15 protein-coding genes and 1 pseudogene are annotated in these 17,574 nt (G+C 28.2%); 15 read left to right on the top strand and 1 reads right to left on the bottom strand.

Annotation, left to right across the window (positions count from 1 at the left end; translation table 11 throughout):
- Positions 1 to 294: 294 nt before the first annotated feature.
- From RYK99_RS07305 to pepF, 3 genes are all read left to right on the top strand, one after another.
- On the top strand, positions 295 to 1,134 hold the full coding sequence (locus tag RYK99_RS07305; protein ID WP_314991397.1) for a rhodanese-like domain-containing protein: 840 nt from the start codon (positions 295 to 297) through the stop codon (positions 1,132 to 1,134).
- 45 nt (positions 1,135 to 1,179) lie between these two features.
- On the top strand, positions 1,180 to 1,731 hold the full coding sequence (locus RYK99_RS07310; protein ID WP_314991398.1) for a GNAT family N-acetyltransferase: 552 nt from the start codon (positions 1,180 to 1,182) through the stop codon (positions 1,729 to 1,731).
- A 107-nt stretch (positions 1,732 to 1,838) separates the two neighbouring features.
- Entirely contained in the window at positions 1,839 to 3,641 is a 1,803-nt protein-coding gene (gene pepF / locus RYK99_RS07315) for an oligoendopeptidase F (protein ID WP_314991400.1), read from the top strand.
- Positions 3,642 to 3,679: 38 nt separating this feature from the next.
- Here pepF and RYK99_RS07320 read toward each other — a convergent pair whose 3' ends face one another.
- On the bottom strand, positions 3,680 to 4,528 hold the full coding sequence (locus tag RYK99_RS07320) for a metallophosphoesterase (RefSeq protein ID WP_314991402.1): 849 nt from the start codon (positions 4,526 to 4,528) through the stop codon (positions 3,680 to 3,682).
- A gap of 195 nt (positions 4,529 to 4,723) precedes the next feature.
- On the opposite strand from RYK99_RS07320, the gene RYK99_RS07325 reads away from it, so the two are divergent.
- The 12 genes and pseudogenes from RYK99_RS07325 (at position 4,724) to RYK99_RS07375 (ending at position 17,484) form a co-directional block, all read left to right on the top strand.
- A complete protein-coding gene (locus RYK99_RS07325) occupies positions 4,724 to 8,362 on the top strand; it encodes a UvrD-helicase domain-containing protein (protein ID WP_314991404.1) in 3,639 nt (1,212 codons plus the stop codon).
- A 79-nt stretch (positions 8,363 to 8,441) separates the two neighbouring features.
- Positions 8,442 to 9,257, top strand: a complete 816-nt coding sequence (locus tag RYK99_RS07330) for a glucosamine-6-phosphate isomerase (protein WP_314991406.1) — start codon at positions 8,442 to 8,444, stop codon at positions 9,255 to 9,257.
- Positions 9,258 to 9,262: 5 nt separating this feature from the next.
- A complete protein-coding gene (locus tag RYK99_RS07335; RefSeq protein ID WP_314991408.1) occupies positions 9,263 to 10,591 on the top strand; it encodes a hypothetical protein in 1,329 nt (442 codons plus the stop codon).
- Between the two features lie 12 nt (positions 10,592 to 10,603).
- Entirely contained in the window at positions 10,604 to 11,491 is an 888-nt protein-coding gene (locus RYK99_RS07340; protein ID WP_314991409.1) for a DMT family transporter, read from the top strand.
- A 158-nt stretch (positions 11,492 to 11,649) separates the two neighbouring features.
- On the top strand, positions 11,650 to 12,918 hold the full coding sequence (gene rho, locus RYK99_RS07345) for a transcription termination factor Rho (RefSeq protein WP_314991411.1): 1,269 nt from the start codon (positions 11,650 to 11,652) through the stop codon (positions 12,916 to 12,918).
- An 82-nt stretch (positions 12,919 to 13,000) separates the two neighbouring features.
- Positions 13,001 to 13,645, top strand: a complete 645-nt coding sequence (locus tag RYK99_RS07350; protein ID WP_314991413.1) for a VTT domain-containing protein — start codon at positions 13,001 to 13,003, stop codon at positions 13,643 to 13,645.
- Between the two features lie 343 nt (positions 13,646 to 13,988).
- Positions 13,989 to 14,051: pseudogene (locus RYK99_RS08860) on the top strand (hypothetical protein); the annotation flags it as partial.
- A gap of 253 nt (positions 14,052 to 14,304) precedes the next feature.
- Entirely contained in the window at positions 14,305 to 14,442 is a 138-nt protein-coding gene (locus tag RYK99_RS07355; RefSeq protein WP_314991415.1) for a hypothetical protein, read from the top strand.
- Between the two features lie 16 nt (positions 14,443 to 14,458).
- Positions 14,459 to 14,749 (top strand): bacteriocin immunity protein, encoded by a 291-nt coding sequence (locus RYK99_RS07360; protein ID WP_314991417.1) that lies wholly within the window; start codon positions 14,459 to 14,461, stop codon positions 14,747 to 14,749.
- A 236-nt stretch (positions 14,750 to 14,985) separates the two neighbouring features.
- Positions 14,986 to 15,945 carry a Gfo/Idh/MocA family oxidoreductase gene (locus RYK99_RS07365; protein ID WP_314991419.1) on the top strand — a complete coding sequence of 320 codons (960 nt, stop codon included), beginning with the start codon at positions 14,986 to 14,988 and terminating at the stop codon, positions 15,943 to 15,945.
- Positions 15,946 to 15,960: 15 nt separating this feature from the next.
- Positions 15,961 to 16,833 (top strand): glutathione S-transferase C-terminal domain-containing protein, encoded by an 873-nt coding sequence (locus RYK99_RS07370; protein ID WP_314991421.1) that lies wholly within the window; start codon positions 15,961 to 15,963, stop codon positions 16,831 to 16,833.
- 3 nt (positions 16,834 to 16,836) lie between these two features.
- Positions 16,837 to 17,484, top strand: a complete 648-nt coding sequence (locus RYK99_RS07375; protein ID WP_314991422.1) for an MmcQ/YjbR family DNA-binding protein — start codon at positions 16,837 to 16,839, stop codon at positions 17,482 to 17,484.
- The last annotated feature ends 90 nt before the right edge of the window (positions 17,485 to 17,574 follow it).

The following is a 17,574-nucleotide window of genomic DNA, read 5'->3' on the forward strand; positions in this document are numbered from 1 at the left end:
CCGATTACAAGTGAACCGCAGGCACTAGTAATAATCATTTTTTTCTTGTTCATACTATTTTCTCCTTAATTATTTAATTCAAAACAATTCCGATTTATTATATCATAGTGTTCTGAGTTTGTAAATAAAAATGTTTACGATTTATATATTGTAAGAAACATTTGGGAAAATTGAATATTATATTATATTTTTGTAATACTAATTCGCATCGATTTGATAACGAATTAAATTATATTTTTTCAATAATATTTATGTTATAATAAATTGAAAATTAAATTTTAGAGGAGGGTACTTATGACACAATTTGATTTTGAAAAACTAGTTGATGCTGAGTATTTATTAAATAATAGAACTAATAAGAATTTAGTAATAATCGATGCACGTGGTGGAATGCTTGAAGAAGATGCTTTAATGTATGATAAAGCAACAGTTGTTGATTGGACTGATATAAGTTTATTAGATGAATTTGGAGGAGAGAATCTAGGTAAATTATTATCAAAAGATAACTATGAACAAATTTTTTCTAAACTTGGCATTAATGCTGATTCTGAAGTGTTAGTTTATGGTTTTACAATGCCAGAACAAGGATTTGGAGATGAAGCACGTGTAGTTTATACATTCAATTATGCAGGATTTGATAATGTTAAATTTATTGACGGTGGTTTTAAACAAGTTGAGAAGCTAGGATTTAATAAAAATTATGAACCAGCATCTGACCGAATAGATGTTAGCGATGTAGTTCGTAGTGAAGCAACTCAAAACGAAAAAGCTATATTTACAGATGAATTATTATCAAAACTTGGAAATGCAGATGTGCAAATTTTAGACACTAGATTAGAAGTTGAATATAATGGTCGTGTAATTTATGGTGAAAATAAAGCGGGGCATATTCCTGGTGCAATCTCTTTACCATTTAATTCTTTAGTTGATGAAGAAGGATTTGTAAAATCTAGAGAAGAATTAGAAAAATATGTAAATGAAAAAGGTTTAGATAAGAATAAACTTCAAATTACATATTGTACTACTGGAGTTCGTGCTTCTTATGTAGCTGTAATATTAGAAGAATTAGGATTTAACGTGAGAAACTATGAGCCTTCATTTGCTAGATATGCTAATGTTGGCGAAGTTGAATAGTAGATGATTCTTTAATAATTATTAAGTCATGGAAGGATACATGTAATGATTAGAAAAGCAACAAAAGATGATATAAAGGTATTAGAAGGACTACAGGAATTTATTGAATCTTTAGAAATTGACATATTAAAGAATTATTCTATAGTAAAAATTCAAGATATTCTAAAATTTGTATTTATGTCAGAAAATGATAGATTTAGTTATAATAACTGTATAGTTTATGAGAAGGATGGTAATATAAAAGGATTCTCATTTTCTTATCATTATAATGAAGTAGAAAAGATGAAAAATTTCTGGTTTAATGAAGTCGTTAAAAAATTTAATTTAAAGCAAGATGACATTATATTTGATTATAATGAAGTATTGGAAAAAGAGTTTTATTTAGATACACTATATGTTTTTTCTGAGTGTAGAGGAGAAGGTGTTGGGAATAAACTATTAACAAGCTTTGTTAATAGTAGTAATACGTTATTAAGTTTAAATGTTGCTCAATCGAATGTTAGAGCAAGAAAACTATATGAAAGTTATGGATTCTATAAAAATTGTGAGATTTATATCGGACATGAGAATTATGATCATCTAATAAAAACAAAATAACACTTCTATTTTCTGAAAATTTAACACAGTTTTGAAAATATACATTACCAAATTGCTGAAATATGTGATATAATTAAGATTATGTATTAGACATAAGGAGAAATAAAATGGTTGAACTATTAAGAAAAGATCAAAAAGTTGAGAATACATGGGATTTAGAATCAATTTTTAAAACAAATGAAGATTTTTGGAATCAATTTAAAGAAGTGGAAGAATTAATACCACAAATACAAAGTTATAAAGGTAAGGTTAAAGAGGGTGCTAAAGCTCTTTTAGAAGTTTTTAAAGCTGAAGAAGATATGATGTTAAAAGTCGAACAATTAACAATTTATGCATTTCTTAGAAAAGACCAAGATAGTACAAATGCTGAATATGGTGAATTATATGCTAAAACGATGAATTTGAATTCTAAGTTTTATGCAGAGTGGTCATTTTTAAAACCTGAACTTCTTTCAATTGATGAGGATGTACTATTAGGATACGTAGAAGAATTAGATGAGTTAAAAGTTTATAAATTTGAATTAGAAAAAATTAATAAAAAACGTCGTCATACTCTAGATCCAGAACAAGAAAAAATAATAGCAATGGCTGGAGAAGCACTAAATGCTAGTGATGAAACTTTTTCAGCATTAAATAATGCAGATGTTGAATTTGAGCCAGTTGAAGATAAAGATGAAAATAAACATACTTTAACACATGGAACATATGGTACATATATGGAAAGTACAGACAGAGTTCTTAGAAAAAATACGTTCCATTCTCTATATAATTATTTCAAAAAACATAATAATACGTTGGCATCTACATTAGGTGGAAATTTAAAACGAAAAAAATATTATGCTGATGTTTATAAATATACATCAACAAGAAATAATGCATTATCTAACAACTTAATACCAGAGGAAGTATATGATAATTTAGTATCTGTAGTTAATAAAAAAATTCCAGCCCTACAAAGATATTATAAATTACATAAAAGAGCCAAAGGACTTGAAGATTTTAGATTATATGATAGATCTGTATCAATGGTAAAAGGAGAGCCAATTAAATTTACATTTGAAGAAGCTCGTGATATAGTACTTGAAGCTGTAAAACCGATGGGTGAAGAATATGTTAATGATATGAGAAAAGCATTTACAGAACGTTGGATAGATATTTATCCTAATAAAGGAAAACGTTCAGGGGCGTATTCATGGGGTGGTTATACTACAAAACCATTTATTCTATTAAATTTTGATGGAACATTAAATGATGTGTATACACTTATACATGAATTAGGGCATTCAATGCACTCGTATTACACTAGAAAAAATCAACCATACGTTTACGGAAGTTATTCAATCTTTGTTGCAGAAGTAGCATCAACTTGTAATGAAGCATTATTAACAGAATATTTATACAATAAATTTGAAAAAGAAGGTAACAAAAATGGAATGCTGCGTGTCCTTAACCAAGCGTTAAGTGGATTTGTTGGTACAGTATATAGACAAACTCAATTTGCAGAGTTCGAACACAAAATAAACCAACAACTTCAAAACGGAGGGGCTATAACAGCAGAATATTTAAATACTGAATATTTCAATGTGGTGAAAAAATACTATGGTGATGTATTTACTTACGATGAAGATATAAAATATGAGTGGTCAAGAGTCCCACACTTCTACTACAATTACTACGTATATCAATATGCTACTGGTTATTCTGCAGCACAAGCATTATCAAAATTAATACTAGAAGATAGTAAAAATGCTAAAGTTTATATAGATGAATTCCTTTCAAAAGGAAACTCTGATTATCCAATAGAAGTATTAAAAAATGCTGGTGTAGATATGTCTAAACCTGATGCAATTGAATTGGCGCTTCAAGACTTTGAAGAAAAAATAGAAAAATTTGAGAAATTATATTTCTAATAAATAAAATAAGAGATTCAAAATCGGATTTTAAAAAATCACGATTTTTGAATCTCTCTTTTTTTTAATGTAACTAATACTAATTCAATTCTATTGTTTATTCTTATAGGAAACGAGCTATTTCCTAGACCACGAGAAACAATTAATGTCGAACTGTCTTTTCTGTAACAACCACTTGTGTATTCTGGAAAGAATCCTTGACTAGGTGAGAAAATACCTCCTATAAATGGAATTCTCCATTGTCCACCGTGAGCATGCCCTGAAAAAATCAAATCATATTTAGCTTCTACATAGATTGGAAATTTCTCGGGACGATGTGATAACAAGATGTTAAAATATTCTGAAGAATATAGATTGTCTAATGTTCTCTTGAAGTTCGCACGGTGATTCAAATTATCTTCGTTTTTGAAAAAATTATAATCTTCTACACCAACTAGATTTATAAAATCTTGATTACGATTAAGAAGAATACTTTCGTTGTGTAAGTGAGTAATTTTAAGTTTTGACAACATAATTCTTAACTCAGCGTATTCTTTAGGTAATCTAAGTTCATGATTACCAGATATAAAATAACAAGGAGCGATTATAGAAAGTTGACTTAGGATATTATAGGCTACATCCATGTCGTTTTTATAACTATCTAGAATATCTCCAGTAATTACAATGATATCTGGTGAGAATTTTCTGATTTTACTTAAGAAGGTTAAGTCACTTAATCCAACTTTATCGCAGTGAATATCACTCACTTGAGCAATTTTAAAATTATCAAAAGAATCGGGAAGATTATTAAAATCAAGTGTAGTTTTAGTTACTTTTAGTTTTTTATTTTGTTTAATTATCGAACTAGCTACTAGAATAGGAGCTAGTGCCAAAATTTTTCGATTCATCTATTTCACCTATTATAAAAATTTAAGAAAAAGTAATGTTTATTTATAATATTATTTTATAATTACAACTGTGTAGAAACAGTATAAAAATATAATTTTAAATAAATGTCTTACTATCTTAAAATATTATACCATAATGCTTAAAGTATGTTAAAATATAAAGTGATTATTAATATGAAAATAGAGGAAATTTATATGATAAATATTGAGAAGATTGATAATATAGCCGCTTCTAGGAAGTATCCGCCAACACCACCGCAGTGGCAAGCTATAGCTATTACAGGAGCGGATGTTCTCGTTGCGGCCGCTGCTGGGAGTGGTAAGACAGAGGTTCTTTCTGAAAGAATAGCAAGAAAAGTAGCGACAAAAAGATGGGATATTGATAGATTATTAGTCCTAACATTTACCACTGCTGCTGCTAAAAATATGATAGTAAGAATAGAAGATAAAATTAGTGAAAGATTGCTTTCTACAAATAAGGAAGAAGATTTATTATTCCTTAGAAAGCAAAGAATGCTAATGAATGATGCTTATGTTAGTACTATTGACAGCTTTTGTCTAAATGTATTGAAAAAATTCTATTATCTCGTAGAGGAAAAAATTGATAATCAAATTAAATATTTATCACCTAATTTTGGTATATTAGCAAATAGTAAAGGATTATTGAGTGAAACAATAGGAAATGTACTAGAAGAATTAGTTAAAGATGATTCTAGTAGTACAGATTTATTGTTTACAGTTTTTGGCTCTAAACAAAATATAAGTTCTTTTATTATTGATATATACTATAAGCTTTTAAATATACCTAATTTTCAAAAATATTTAGAAGAAGATTTTGAAAAATTTAATTCTCTATATGAAGATAAACTTGCTATTGATAATAAAGAAATTCTTGATAAATTTAGTAGAGTTGATGAATTAACTACAGTAGAAAATATAAAAATAGCATCTGATTTTTGTTTGTATATTAAAAAATATCTAGAAAGTTCTAAAAAAAAGAACGATATAGATTTTATTTCTCTTGTTAGTTTAGATGATGACAAGAAAGAAAAAATCATAAAATATCTTCAACAAGATGAAGAAACCTTAAAGAGTAATCAAGAGAATATTGAGGAAATTGAAGTTATTATTGAGAAACTCAATGAACAAATGAAAGTAGAAGATAGTATATACGACACGGCGATATTAGCAAGTATACAAACTGAACTTAATGATTATATTAATTATTTTAAAACTATAGATAAAATGGGTGAGTTATCAAGAACTATTACAAAAGTTCTTAAGAAATTACATAATGATTTTATTAAAAGAAAAAGAGAAAACAATTTCTTAGATTTTTCTGATCTAAATCATCTTGCTATTAAGGCTTTAACTAAAGAAGAAAATGGTGAGATTATACCTAGTGAAGCGGCAAATTATTATAGAGAATATTTTTATGAAATATATGTTGATGAATACCAAGATAATAATAATTTGCAAGAATATATTCTAAACCTAATTAGAGGAGAAGGTGTGAACTTCTTTAGAGTAGGAGATGTTAAGCAAGCAATTTATGGTTTTAGGGGTTCTAATCCAGACCTTTTTGAACAAAAGTATAATAGTTATAGAAAATTGGAAATTGATAACTATAGTGTAAATGAGGAATATTCATTTGAAGACGATTCTGAAGGTATTTGTGTAGTATTAAAAGAAAACTTCAGAAGTGATGAGAATATATTGAAATCTAGTAATTTTGTATTCAATAGATTGATGGGAAATAAGAATGCTGGTGTGAGCTATGATGAAGATAGCGCCCTTTATTATCCAGAAGCAAAAGAGCGCCAAGATACAGAAATTATTCCAACTAAGTTAATAAATGGTAAAGTGAACTACTTTACAGGAGAAATAGTAGAAAATAAAAAAAATTATAGGGAACAATCTATAGAAAATATTGCATATGAAATATTACAAGGAATAAAGAATGGAAAGAAATATAGTGACTATGCTGTTTTAGTTAGAAATAGTACAAAAATGTCTAGTTTTAAAGAAATATTTAGCAAGTACAATATACCATTATTTTTCAAGGAAAAAGTTGGTTTTACTGAATCAAATTGTTTTAATATTTTATATAATATTCTTAGATTTTTAGATAACACTAATAGGGATGCTAGTCTATTAGCCATTTTGCATACTGAGATTTTTGATTATAGTAATGATGAATTATTGAGAGTATCATTACAAAAAGGAAAAAATCTTTTTGAGAAGTTAACAAATAGTGAAAATAAAAAAGATAGTCAGACTACAAATCTATTAAAAAAATGGTTGAATTTTAGTTTGAATAACTCTCTACCGACTTTAATAGAATGTATATCTCTAGATACTGATTTTAAAAATTATTTAGTCACAATAGGTGTAAATGACGAAGAGATTGATTATTTCGAGAATTTTGTAGATGTTGTAAATGAATATCAGAAAATTGATAATAAACTATCTGGTTTAATTAGGCAGTTGAAAAATATAAAAAATGAAGAGGTATTTGAAACTAAGAAAAGAACACCAAACGATAGTGTTACCTTATCAACAATTCATATTTCTAAAGGATTAGAGTATAAAGAAGTATTTGTCGCTGATCTTGATACTTCATTTAGTAAAAGAGGTTATACTGGAGAAGGGTTATTCACAGAGACTTTTGGGTTAAGTCTTAATGTTGAGACTATAGCTCAAAGTTTCGGTCTAAACAATTCTAGACTAACAGAATTAAACGAATTATATAAGTTAAATAGTATTTTGATAAAACTACGAGAAAGAGAAGAAGAAATTCGTAACCTTTATGTAGCTCTAACTCGAGCTAAAAATACACTGTATCTTGTAAGTCCAAGTGGAATAGAATTAAATAATGAAAAGGCAAGAGATAAATCACTTTCCCAAGCTATTTTAGAAGATGATAACTTTGAAACTATACTAAATAACTTACTGAGTGATTATGAAGAAGGGTTTAGTTTTGAAAATGAACGTGATGCAAAATTCGAAGTTCATGAAGTTATTCCATCGATGCAAGAACAGGAAAATGGTTTAGACTTTGACTTAGCAGATTTTTATGAAAAGTTTGAATTAAAACAAGAAGTCAATGAAGAAATCCAGGAGAATCCTATTAAATATAAGGTATTCCCAACAAAAACATCATATAGCGCCTTGAAAAAAATTAATGGTGAAAGTAATACTGGCTTTAAGAAAGAAAAAAGAGGCTATCTCGAGTTAACTACATTGAAGAGCTCAACATCTACAAGTAAGGCAATACTTAGGGGTAATATTGTTCATAAACTTTTTGAAAAGATAGTTAATGATGTGAGATCGGGTGTTGAAATTAATGATGTAGAAGTTTACTTAAATAATTTAAAGAAAACAGGTAATTTAATAAAAAATATTAAAGAGAATAGAATATTAACAGAAGAAGAGTTTGATAATATAAATAATAAAGATGATATTGAAAGAATAGGTAACTTTATTAATAATGAATTAATGAATATTATTTCTAATTGTCAATTTTGTCAAACTGAAATAGCATTTACCACTGTGAAAAAAGCTAAAGAACTATACAGTGAAAGCGATAGTGAGATAGATGTAATACTTCAAGGGGTAGTCGATTTATTTATTAAAATTTCTGATGACGAAGCGATTATTGTTGATTATAAGACTGACTATGTGACTAGTAAAACTGGGGAAGATATTTTACGTGAAAGACACAAGGCGCAACTAAGAATATATAAAGAAGCGGTAGCGGAATATTATCAATTAAAAAATATTAAAACATATGTTTATTCTTATGTACTCTCTAAACTGATAGAAGTTGAGTAAAATCTATGACGTTGTTAGTAAGGGATAAATATGATATAATAGTAAGTAATTTGAATAATTACTATATGGAGGTGAAAACATGAAATATATAGTTTGTAACAGTGAAACAGCAGTTCTAAATAGAATGTATGATGAATTTGAAAAAAATCTTGAGGATGGAGCAGTTATTTGCTTGCCTGAAAATATTATTAATACACAATTTACGAATAGAATGATTGATGACAACAAAACAGGGAAGTATCGCTATAAACATGTTATATTATTAGGTCAACGTGAATTTGCTGATATTGATATTGAAGAGAAATTTGGATTATATAGATATGCTAGACATGAGCTATTTAAAAAGTTAGATGTAGAAGCTAAAAATATTTATTATCCACAGGCATTAAATAGTAATGAATGTGATGAAGATTTAAATAATTATAAAGAAGTATTAGAAGAAAATCCAATTGATGTTGCAGTAGTTTTCTTAGGATCTGATGGGGGAATACTTGATTACCGTTTTGCTGATGAGGTAAATAAAAACCTTCATATTGTTGAATTTTCAGAAGAAGAAAAATCTCAATTACAACAAGCTGGAATGGAAATTAAAGGTAATAAATTAATTAGCATTGGATATGAAAACTTAATGTCTGCTAGAAACTTATTTGTTGTAGTTTTAGGTAGTGACAAGAGAAAATATATAGCAGAATTATTCGAAAATGAAGAGTCAGAAAATAAAACGATACTTTCAATTTTGAATAATCACAAAAATTTATTTATTTTTACTGATAAAGAAGCAAGTTATAAATCTGAGGAAGAGGTAAATAGATTAATAAAACAAAGACAAAAAAAATTAGAAATTAAAGAACGTGAAGAAAGACTTCAAAATGAGGAGAAAAAAAAGGATAGGTAATAAGTATGAATGATTATCAGAGAATTATAGATTATGATTTTAGTGATACGGTTCTTGATGATAAGCTTGTTGTAAAATTCAAACTAAAGAAAACATTTAGTGAAGATCAGTTTATCAGTCTGTTTTCGCCCAAAAAAGGTGAAAGATTTATTATAAGAACACCAGATACTAAAACGTCTATAATCGGTATAGGTTATGAAGCAACATGGTTACTTGATTCTAATGATTTTCTAACTAGTTTTGATAACAGTAGTATTTTATCTGGGTTTGAAGAGTTGAGAGCTCAGGTAACAGTTTTAGAAATTGATGAACACGATGATGAGTATTTTGGAATCTATGGTGGTATTTCAGACGGTAATAATAAGAACAGTCAGGAATGGGTAGATTTTAGTGATACATCATTTGTAGTTCCTGGCATACTAGCTGTTTTTAAAGGTGATGATGTCTTCATAACTTTATTCTTTAATATGAAAGAAGAAAAAGAATTTACAGAATTATGGACAGAGAGAATTGCATTTTTAAATAAACTTGATGACGATAATGAGATTTCTAATGAACCGAAAATATCAGTAGTTAGGGAAATCTATCCAGAACTTTGGCAAGAAAATATTAGAAAAGCTCTTCTTCAAATTGAGCAAGAAGAACTTAAACGTATAGTACTATCAAGAAAAAATTTAATATTATTAGAAAATAATACTTCACTAGGTGCAATAACTAAATACCTGTTGAGTAGAAATAGATATTTCATAGCATTTGAATCGAAAAAAAGTGTATTCGTAACTACAAATCCATTGATTTCATTAGATTATACTGATAGAGATTTAAAGGCACATCTGTACTTGAAAAAAGAAAATTTATTTAATAATGATTATTCTATTATGTTTGATGAAGAAGAAATTATTAATGAGTATAAAGAAAACTTTGAATCTCATTTTGATAGTGAATTTAAAGTGTATGATGATAAAACATTGATGGGGAAAAAATTAGATGTGTTTTCTGTCTTAAATTCAAAAGTTGAAGATACTCAAAAAGCTATTAAATCTCTTAGTTTATTATATCCAATGCCAATAATAAAAGGTTATCCAGAGAACATAGCGAAGAAATTTTTTGATGAAAACTATAATGTAGGTTATGGTTTTTGGTATTCACCATTTGGATATATTACTAATAAACTTGATGCTAAGTTTTATACATGTGGAAACATGATGGTAGCTCAAAATAATATGATAACACTATTTACTAGTATCTTATTATCTAAGGATGAGAATTATAATGAAGTAGTAGAAAAATCTAACAAAATTGTAAGTTCAAGTCTAAAGTTGTTTGATCATTAGGAGTGTGTAATTATGGAAAAAAGTACTATGAAAAAAGGTGCTATTCTTACTCTATTAGGAGCTACATGTTGGGGATTATCTGGAGTGTTAGGAGAGTATTTACTTAATATTTCTAAGATAGATTCAACTTGGGTAATTTCCAATAGACTATTTTATTCAGGTGTAGTTCTAGTGATTATTTTATTCTTAAAAGATAAGAAAAGTTTGATGAATGTATTTTCGGATAAGAAAGATATTTTGAGATTATTAAATTTTTCATTTTTAGGATTACTTATTTGTCAAGGTACATTTTTTTTAGCGATTAAGTATACTAATGCAGGTATGGCAACTGTTATTCAGTTTACCGGGCCAGTAATGATTATGACTTATTATTGTATTATAAGTCGAAGATGGCCGATGCCTCGTGAAGTCGTTGCAATAGTATCCTCATTATTTGGAACTGTTCTTATGGCTACGCATTTAGATTTTAGTAAATTAAATATCTCCACTTTGGGATTATTCTGGGGAATATTTTCTGCTTTTGGACTAGCTAGTTATAATATTTCATCAGTAAATTTAACAAAGAAATATGGAGTAATGCCGATAATGACCTGGGGGCTATTAATTGCAGGGTCTGTAGTATATTTTGGTACAGGTAGCAACTATATACCTTCAAACTTTTCCCTTATGGACTTTTTATGTATAACGGGGGTTATTATTGTAGGAACAATAATGTCATTTTCACTGTATTTAGAAGGGGTAAGATTGATTGGAGCTGTTACAGGGAGCATAATTGGATGTTTTGAGCCGATAGCAGCAATAGTCTTTTCATTCTTATTATTAGGAACAACATTTGGTCTAATAGATATAATCGGAGCTGCATTTATCTTATCTGCAGTGGTAGTACTTAGTAAGAGATAAAAAATTTAATATTAAATAACAAGAACTTGAAAATAACATTTAGTGTGAGTTATTTATTCAGGTTCTTGATGTACTTTAAAGATAATTTTTAATTAAAATCAACGATTTATATTGGTGTTAGAATGAATTTCCATGTGATACATGGAGAAAGGAAAAAAATGAGTAACGTAAAATTTGATGAAATGTATAAAAGTATGAATACTAAAGAACTTACAGCTTTGGCTAAAGAACTTGGTGTTCCAAGATATTATACATTAAATAAAAAAGAGTTAGTATTAGCGATTTTAGAAAAACAATCAGTAAGTGAAGAACATTACTATGCTTCTGGTATTTTAGATGACATTCACCCAGAAAATGGTTTTGGTTTCTTAAGAACAGTTGATTATAAAAAAGGAGAAACAGATATTTATATTTCTGCTTCTCAAATTCGCCGTTTTGAGCTGAAAAAAGGTGATGAGGTTTATGGTAAGGTTCGTAAACCTCGTGAAGGCGAAAGATATGCAGGTATTCTCCAAGTTGATAAGGTTAATGATGTCGATGCAGAAGTTGCAAAAGGTAGAGCACATTTCCAAGCTTTAACACCGATTTATCCGAATAAAAAAATTGTTTTAGAGACTACTAAGGAAAAGCTTTCTACAAGATTTGTTGATTTGGTAGCGCCGATTGGATTCGGTCAACGTGGATTGATTGTTGCACCACCTAAAGTTGGAAAAACAACATTATTAAAAGATATAGCAAATTCAATTAGAAAGAATTATCCTGATAAGAAGTTAATTATTCTTCTAATTGATGAAAGACCAGAAGAGGTTACAGATATGGAAAGATCTGTAAGAGGAGCAGATGTAGTAAGTTCTACATTTGATGAGACTTCTGAAAATCATATCAAAGTGGCAGAACTAGTAATTGAGCATGCTAAACGTCGTGTAGAACTTGGTCAAGATGTAATTATACTTATGGATAGTATTACAAGACTTGCTCGTGCTTATAACATTGTAGAGCCTAGTAGTGGAAAAGTCTTAAGTGGAGGGGTAGATCCATCAAGCCTTCACAAGCCAAAAGCATTTTTCGGAGCAGCAAGGAACGTAGAAGGTGGAGGAAGCTTAACTATAATAGCAACTGCCTTGATTAATACTGGTTCTAGAATGGACGATTTAATATTTGAAGAGTTCAAAGGAACTGGGAATATGGAGATAGTATTATCACCAGAGCTAGCTTCAAGAAGAGTTTATCCGGCTATTGATTTCTTGAAGAGTTCTACAAGAAAAGAAGATTTATTACTAACAGAAGATGAAGTAAAAATATTATGGCAAACACGTAGAAAACTTGAGGATGTTAGTGAACCAACAATTGGAGTGCTTAATCATCTTAGAAAACATGAAAGTAATGCAGACTACATTGCTGAAATGAAAAAATTCATAAGAGATTAATTTCTAGGTTGTATGATTAATAGACAGGTTATGTTCTCTATGGTATAATCTCATAGAACATATTTATTTTAGGAGGATTACATTGGAAACAATTAAATTTTTAATTGATTTTGTATTGCATATTGACAAGCATCTTGGTGAATTAATGATGCAACATGGACCATGGTGGATGTATGGGATAATATTTCTAATTATCTTTATTGAAACTGGTGTTGTATTCATGCCATTTTTACCAGGTGATTCATTATTATTTGCTAGTGGAGCACTCTGGGCAGCAACAGGAAATAATATCTTTTTACTATTATTCTTATGTATAAGTGCTGCTGTTATTGGAGATAATTGTAACTATTTTATCGGAAGAAACTTCTCTGATTACTTGAAGAGTAAAGCATGGTTTAAAAAGTTTGTGTCTGAGGAAAACATAAAAGACGCTGAAAACTTCGTGGCAAAACATGGAGGAAAGTCTATTTTCTTAGCTAGATTCTTCCCAATCATTCGTACGATCGTTCCATTTATCGTAGGAGCTGGTAAGATGAAATATTCTAAGTTTAGAATTATTGATTTCTTCGGAGGTCTTTGTTGGTGTACATTATTTGTATCAGTAGGGTACTTCTTTGGGAATATTCCATTTGTTAAGAACAACTTCTCTGTAGTTGTAATTGCTATTATTCTAATCAGCTTAATTCCATTAGTTATTGGAGCAATTAAATCTAGAAAAAAAGCATAAAATAATAGGGTGTATAATAATTAGTGTGGATGAGAAAAATCCATACTAATTATTTTTTTATTAATTAAGAAAGTAGTTACAAAAGAAATATTTGTACGTTTTGTTATACAAAAAAGTAAGCCCATCAATTAAAGATGAGTTTGCCAGTATGAAGATAACTAAATATAAAAAATAAAACAATCTATCAAATTTGATAGGGAGATAAATTCAAAGTTAAATTAATTATATAAGGGACTTGAATTTAAAAATGTATTTATAATGAATATAGATGAGAATTATCCTTATTTGTATAAAGCAAACTATAAAAAAGTTAGATAAAAATGTATTGTTATAAACAAATGTAGAAGAAGAAAGACGATTGCTTTATGTAGCAATGACAAGAGTAGAAGAAAGATTGTATATATAGGGCATAAAAATAGTAAGTTTATAAAAGAATTAAAAGAAATAGAAAGTATTTTGACAGAGTGTAAAGAGTGATGTTTTAACAAATATTTTAAAAAATTAAATAAAAGACTTGTATTTTTTATTTTTTTATCTTAAAATAAATCTAATAATTTATTTCTAATATCAAAAAAAATGTTAAAATTTCTAAAAAATAACAGAAAGAAGGTTCTATTATTATGAAAAAGAAATTATTTTTTGTTTTATTATCAGGTAGTATGTTTTTAAATTTTAATATAGCTGATGCAAAAGGAAGAACAGAAGTTACTATTTTTCATCAGTATACTACTATTACGAATGATGGCTGGGGTAGTGCTGGTGGTGGTTCACCATTGGAACCAACTATTAATTGGTAATTATTAGGAATTTTATATGTTTAATTATTGTCCTAAAGAAGAAGAAATTTTAACTGATTTATATAATTTGATATTAGATAAAGAGGTTGGAATAAAAGAGAGAGAATTGTATAAGAAAGCTATTTTGTTAATTGAAAAAGAAAATGAATATTATGAAGCAGTTTTATTTCAATTAGTACCTGCTTTAGCTTATTTAGCACGACAAGAAAGTATTTCTAGTAATGGTTGTATTTTTATGACTAAAATTAGTAGATTTACTAGTAATTCTATAGGATTTTATTTATTTGATTCTATATTAAAAAAATAATTTGTAAAATCAAAGAAAACAGTGTAAAATATGTATATAAAGCAATTAGTTAGTATGTTGAATAGAGTAAAGACCTAAGGACTCCATTCCTTAGGTTTTTTAGAGTCTCCAAAATTTAGGACTGATGAGAAGGGTCATGAGCTTAAAGCTCATGATTCCTTTTTTTATGCAGAAAAGTTGCTAGTGTAAGTTTATAAAGATATAATTAAAGGATACATAGTAGTTTGGAGGAAAACATGAAATTAGGAATTATTGGTTCTGGAATGATAGTGAAAGATTTTTTATCTTTTGTACATGAACTTCCAGAAATAAAATTAGAAGCTATAACAGCTAGAAATATTGATAATTTAAAAGAATTACAGTCTAAATATAATATTAATAATATATATACTGACATTGATCTTTGTCTAGAAAATAAAGAAGTAGATACAATTTATGTTGCAGTACCGAATAATCTGCATTATTCAGTTGCTAAGAAGGCTCTAGAAGCTGGTAAAAATGTTATTTGTGAGAAACCATTTACGTTGAAGTATGACGAAGCTGTAGAATTGTTTGAAATTGCTGAAGATAAGGGCTTAATATTAATTGAAGCAATAACAAATCAATATCAAAAGAATTATCTTGATATAAAAGATAATATTGATAACATTGGAGAAATACGACTTGTTGAGTGTAATTTTTCTCAACTTTCTTCAAGATATGAAGCATTTAAAAATGGAATCCTTGCACCTGTTTTCGATAAGAGTAAAGGTGGAGGAGTACTTGGTGATTTAAACATTTATAATATTCATTTTGTTGTTGGATTGTTTGGAAAACCTAATGAAGTACATTATTCACCTAATATTGTTAATGATGTTGATACTTCGGGTATTCTTTTACTAGAATATGATAACTTTAAAGTAGTGTGCATAGCAGCGAAAGATACGTTTAATAATAGTTATGTTAATATTCAAGGTGATCAAGGTATAATTAAAGTAATTGGGCCTACAAATGAAGTTCCTAATTACAGTATTCAAACAAAAGATAACTTAATAAATGAAAACAAAAATATTCATTCACACAGAATGTTTGCTGAATTTAAAAAATTCGTTGAAGTCATTAATAATAAAGATTTTGATTTCATGAATGATCAAAAAGAACATACTTTGAATGTTATGTATATTTATGAAGAAGCAAAAAAATTTATAGAAAATTAAAAAGGAGAAAATCACATGAAAAAATTTTTTAGTAAACCATTTGGAACAGAGGAACAACCTATAGAGGAAGGAAGATACAGATTATTCTGGACTCCTTTATGCCCGTATGCACATAGAGCGGTTATAGCAAGAGAGATACTAGGTTTAGATGATGCTATTAGTTTAGGAACATTGGATTATCGTCGTGGAGAAGAAGGATGGCAATTTAGCTTAGATAAAGATGGGCTAGACCCAGTTTTAAAACAATCTAAAATTAAAGATGTATACTTAAATAGTGATTCAGATTATGAAGGGCCGTATTCAGTACCAGTACTTGTAGATGTTACTACGGGAAAAGTAGTTAGAAAAGAATCAGCTGAGTTACTTCATGAATTTGCAACAGTATTTAAAAAATTACATAAGAAAGATGGAGTAGTTTTATATCCTGAACATCTTGTAGGTCAAATCGATGAGTGGAATGAAAAATTAGCCGTAGCTATTAATGATGGTGTATATGGAATGAGATTTGCTGAAAGCCAAGAAAAATATGATGAGGCATTTGATAGATTCTTCGACATGATGGATGTTGTAGAGGATCGTTTATCAAATCAAAGATACTTCCATGGAAATACAATAACAGATACAGATATTCGTTTCTATACTACGATGATTCGTTTCGATGTTGTTTATTACGGATTATATTCTGCGAATAAAAAGAGAATTGAGGAATATTCTAACATATTCAACTACTTAAAAGATTTATATCAAACACCAGGATTCGGATCTACAACAGATTTTGAAGCAATAAAGATCGGATATTATTTATCAGCAGGGAAAACTATTGTGCCAAAAGGACCAGAGGTAGATAAGTGGAGTCAAAGTCACGATAGAGCTAGATTTGAAAAATAAAAAATGAAAATAATAGATGTAGAAAAATATAACTTTTCTAAGGAACAGCTAAATGGATTTGGATTTAAGGATGAAGCGGAAAAGCTAATATATCGAAAAGAAATTTTAGACAGTAGCTTCTTAATAGAAATCTCATTTGTAGATAGTCAACTTTTAGTAGAAGTTTATGATTTAGAATTCGATGAGGTTTACTCATTGTATAGCGTAGATAGTGCTGTAGGAGAAACTGTTCAAAATATTAGACAACATGTAGAGAACCTACTAAGGTCTATATTAGGGTTAGCTGATCAATCAGGAAAAATAAGTTCAGAAGTTATCGATTATTGTAATAAATATGGTGGAGATCATGTTAATCCGTTTAAAAAACACCCAGATATATTGGCATTTGTAAATGAAAAAAATAAATGGTATGCTTTGTTATCGGCTGTAGAGTATAATAAATTAAATAAAAATACTGATATTACAACTAAGGTGAAAATTTTAAATCTAAAATATCCTACGGATAAAATCTTAGATATTATAGACAACCAAAATATTTTTCCAGCATACCATATGAATAAAAAGCATTGGATTAGTATAGTGTTAGATAAAAATATTAAATTGGAAACTATTAAAGAACTAATCGACATAAGCTATTCTTTAGTTAAATAAAATAAAAGGGAGTGACTCAAAAATCGTGATTTCGAAGAAATGATATGTACCCCTTTTACTGGACAATCCAGTGAAAGGGGTATTTTTATG

The organism is uncultured Gemella sp. (assembly GCF_963537375.1).
Taxonomy (GTDB): Bacteria; Bacillota; Bacilli; order Staphylococcales; family Gemellaceae; genus Gemella.

Coding starts and splice junctions, on each gene's coding strand:
- RYK99_RS07305 (WP_314991397.1), top strand. CDS start 295: ATGACACAATTTGATTTTGAAAAACTAGTTGATGCTGAGTATTTATTA.
- RYK99_RS07310 (WP_314991398.1), top strand. CDS start 1,180: ATGATTAGAAAAGCAACAAAAGATGATATAAAGGTATTAGAAGGACTA.
- pepF (WP_314991400.1), top strand. CDS start 1,839: ATGGTTGAACTATTAAGAAAAGATCAAAAAGTTGAGAATACATGGGAT.
- RYK99_RS07320 (WP_314991402.1), bottom strand. CDS start 4,528: ATGAATCGAAAAATTTTGGCACTAGCTCCTATTCTAGTAGCTAGTTCG.
- RYK99_RS07325 (WP_314991404.1), top strand. CDS start 4,724: ATGATAAATATTGAGAAGATTGATAATATAGCCGCTTCTAGGAAGTAT.
- RYK99_RS07330 (WP_314991406.1), top strand. CDS start 8,442: ATGAAATATATAGTTTGTAACAGTGAAACAGCAGTTCTAAATAGAATG.
- RYK99_RS07335 (WP_314991408.1), top strand. CDS start 9,263: ATGAATGATTATCAGAGAATTATAGATTATGATTTTAGTGATACGGTT.
- RYK99_RS07340 (WP_314991409.1), top strand. CDS start 10,604: ATGGAAAAAAGTACTATGAAAAAAGGTGCTATTCTTACTCTATTAGGA.
- rho (WP_314991411.1), top strand. CDS start 11,650: ATGAGTAACGTAAAATTTGATGAAATGTATAAAAGTATGAATACTAAA.
- RYK99_RS07355 (WP_314991415.1), top strand. CDS start 14,305: ATGTTTTTAAATTTTAATATAGCTGATGCAAAAGGAAGAACAGAAGTT.
- RYK99_RS07360 (WP_314991417.1), top strand. CDS start 14,459: ATGTTTAATTATTGTCCTAAAGAAGAAGAAATTTTAACTGATTTATAT.
- RYK99_RS07365 (WP_314991419.1), top strand. CDS start 14,986: ATGAAATTAGGAATTATTGGTTCTGGAATGATAGTGAAAGATTTTTTA.
- RYK99_RS07370 (WP_314991421.1), top strand. CDS start 15,961: ATGAAAAAATTTTTTAGTAAACCATTTGGAACAGAGGAACAACCTATA.
- RYK99_RS07375 (WP_314991422.1), top strand. CDS start 16,837: ATGAAAATAATAGATGTAGAAAAATATAACTTTTCTAAGGAACAGCTA.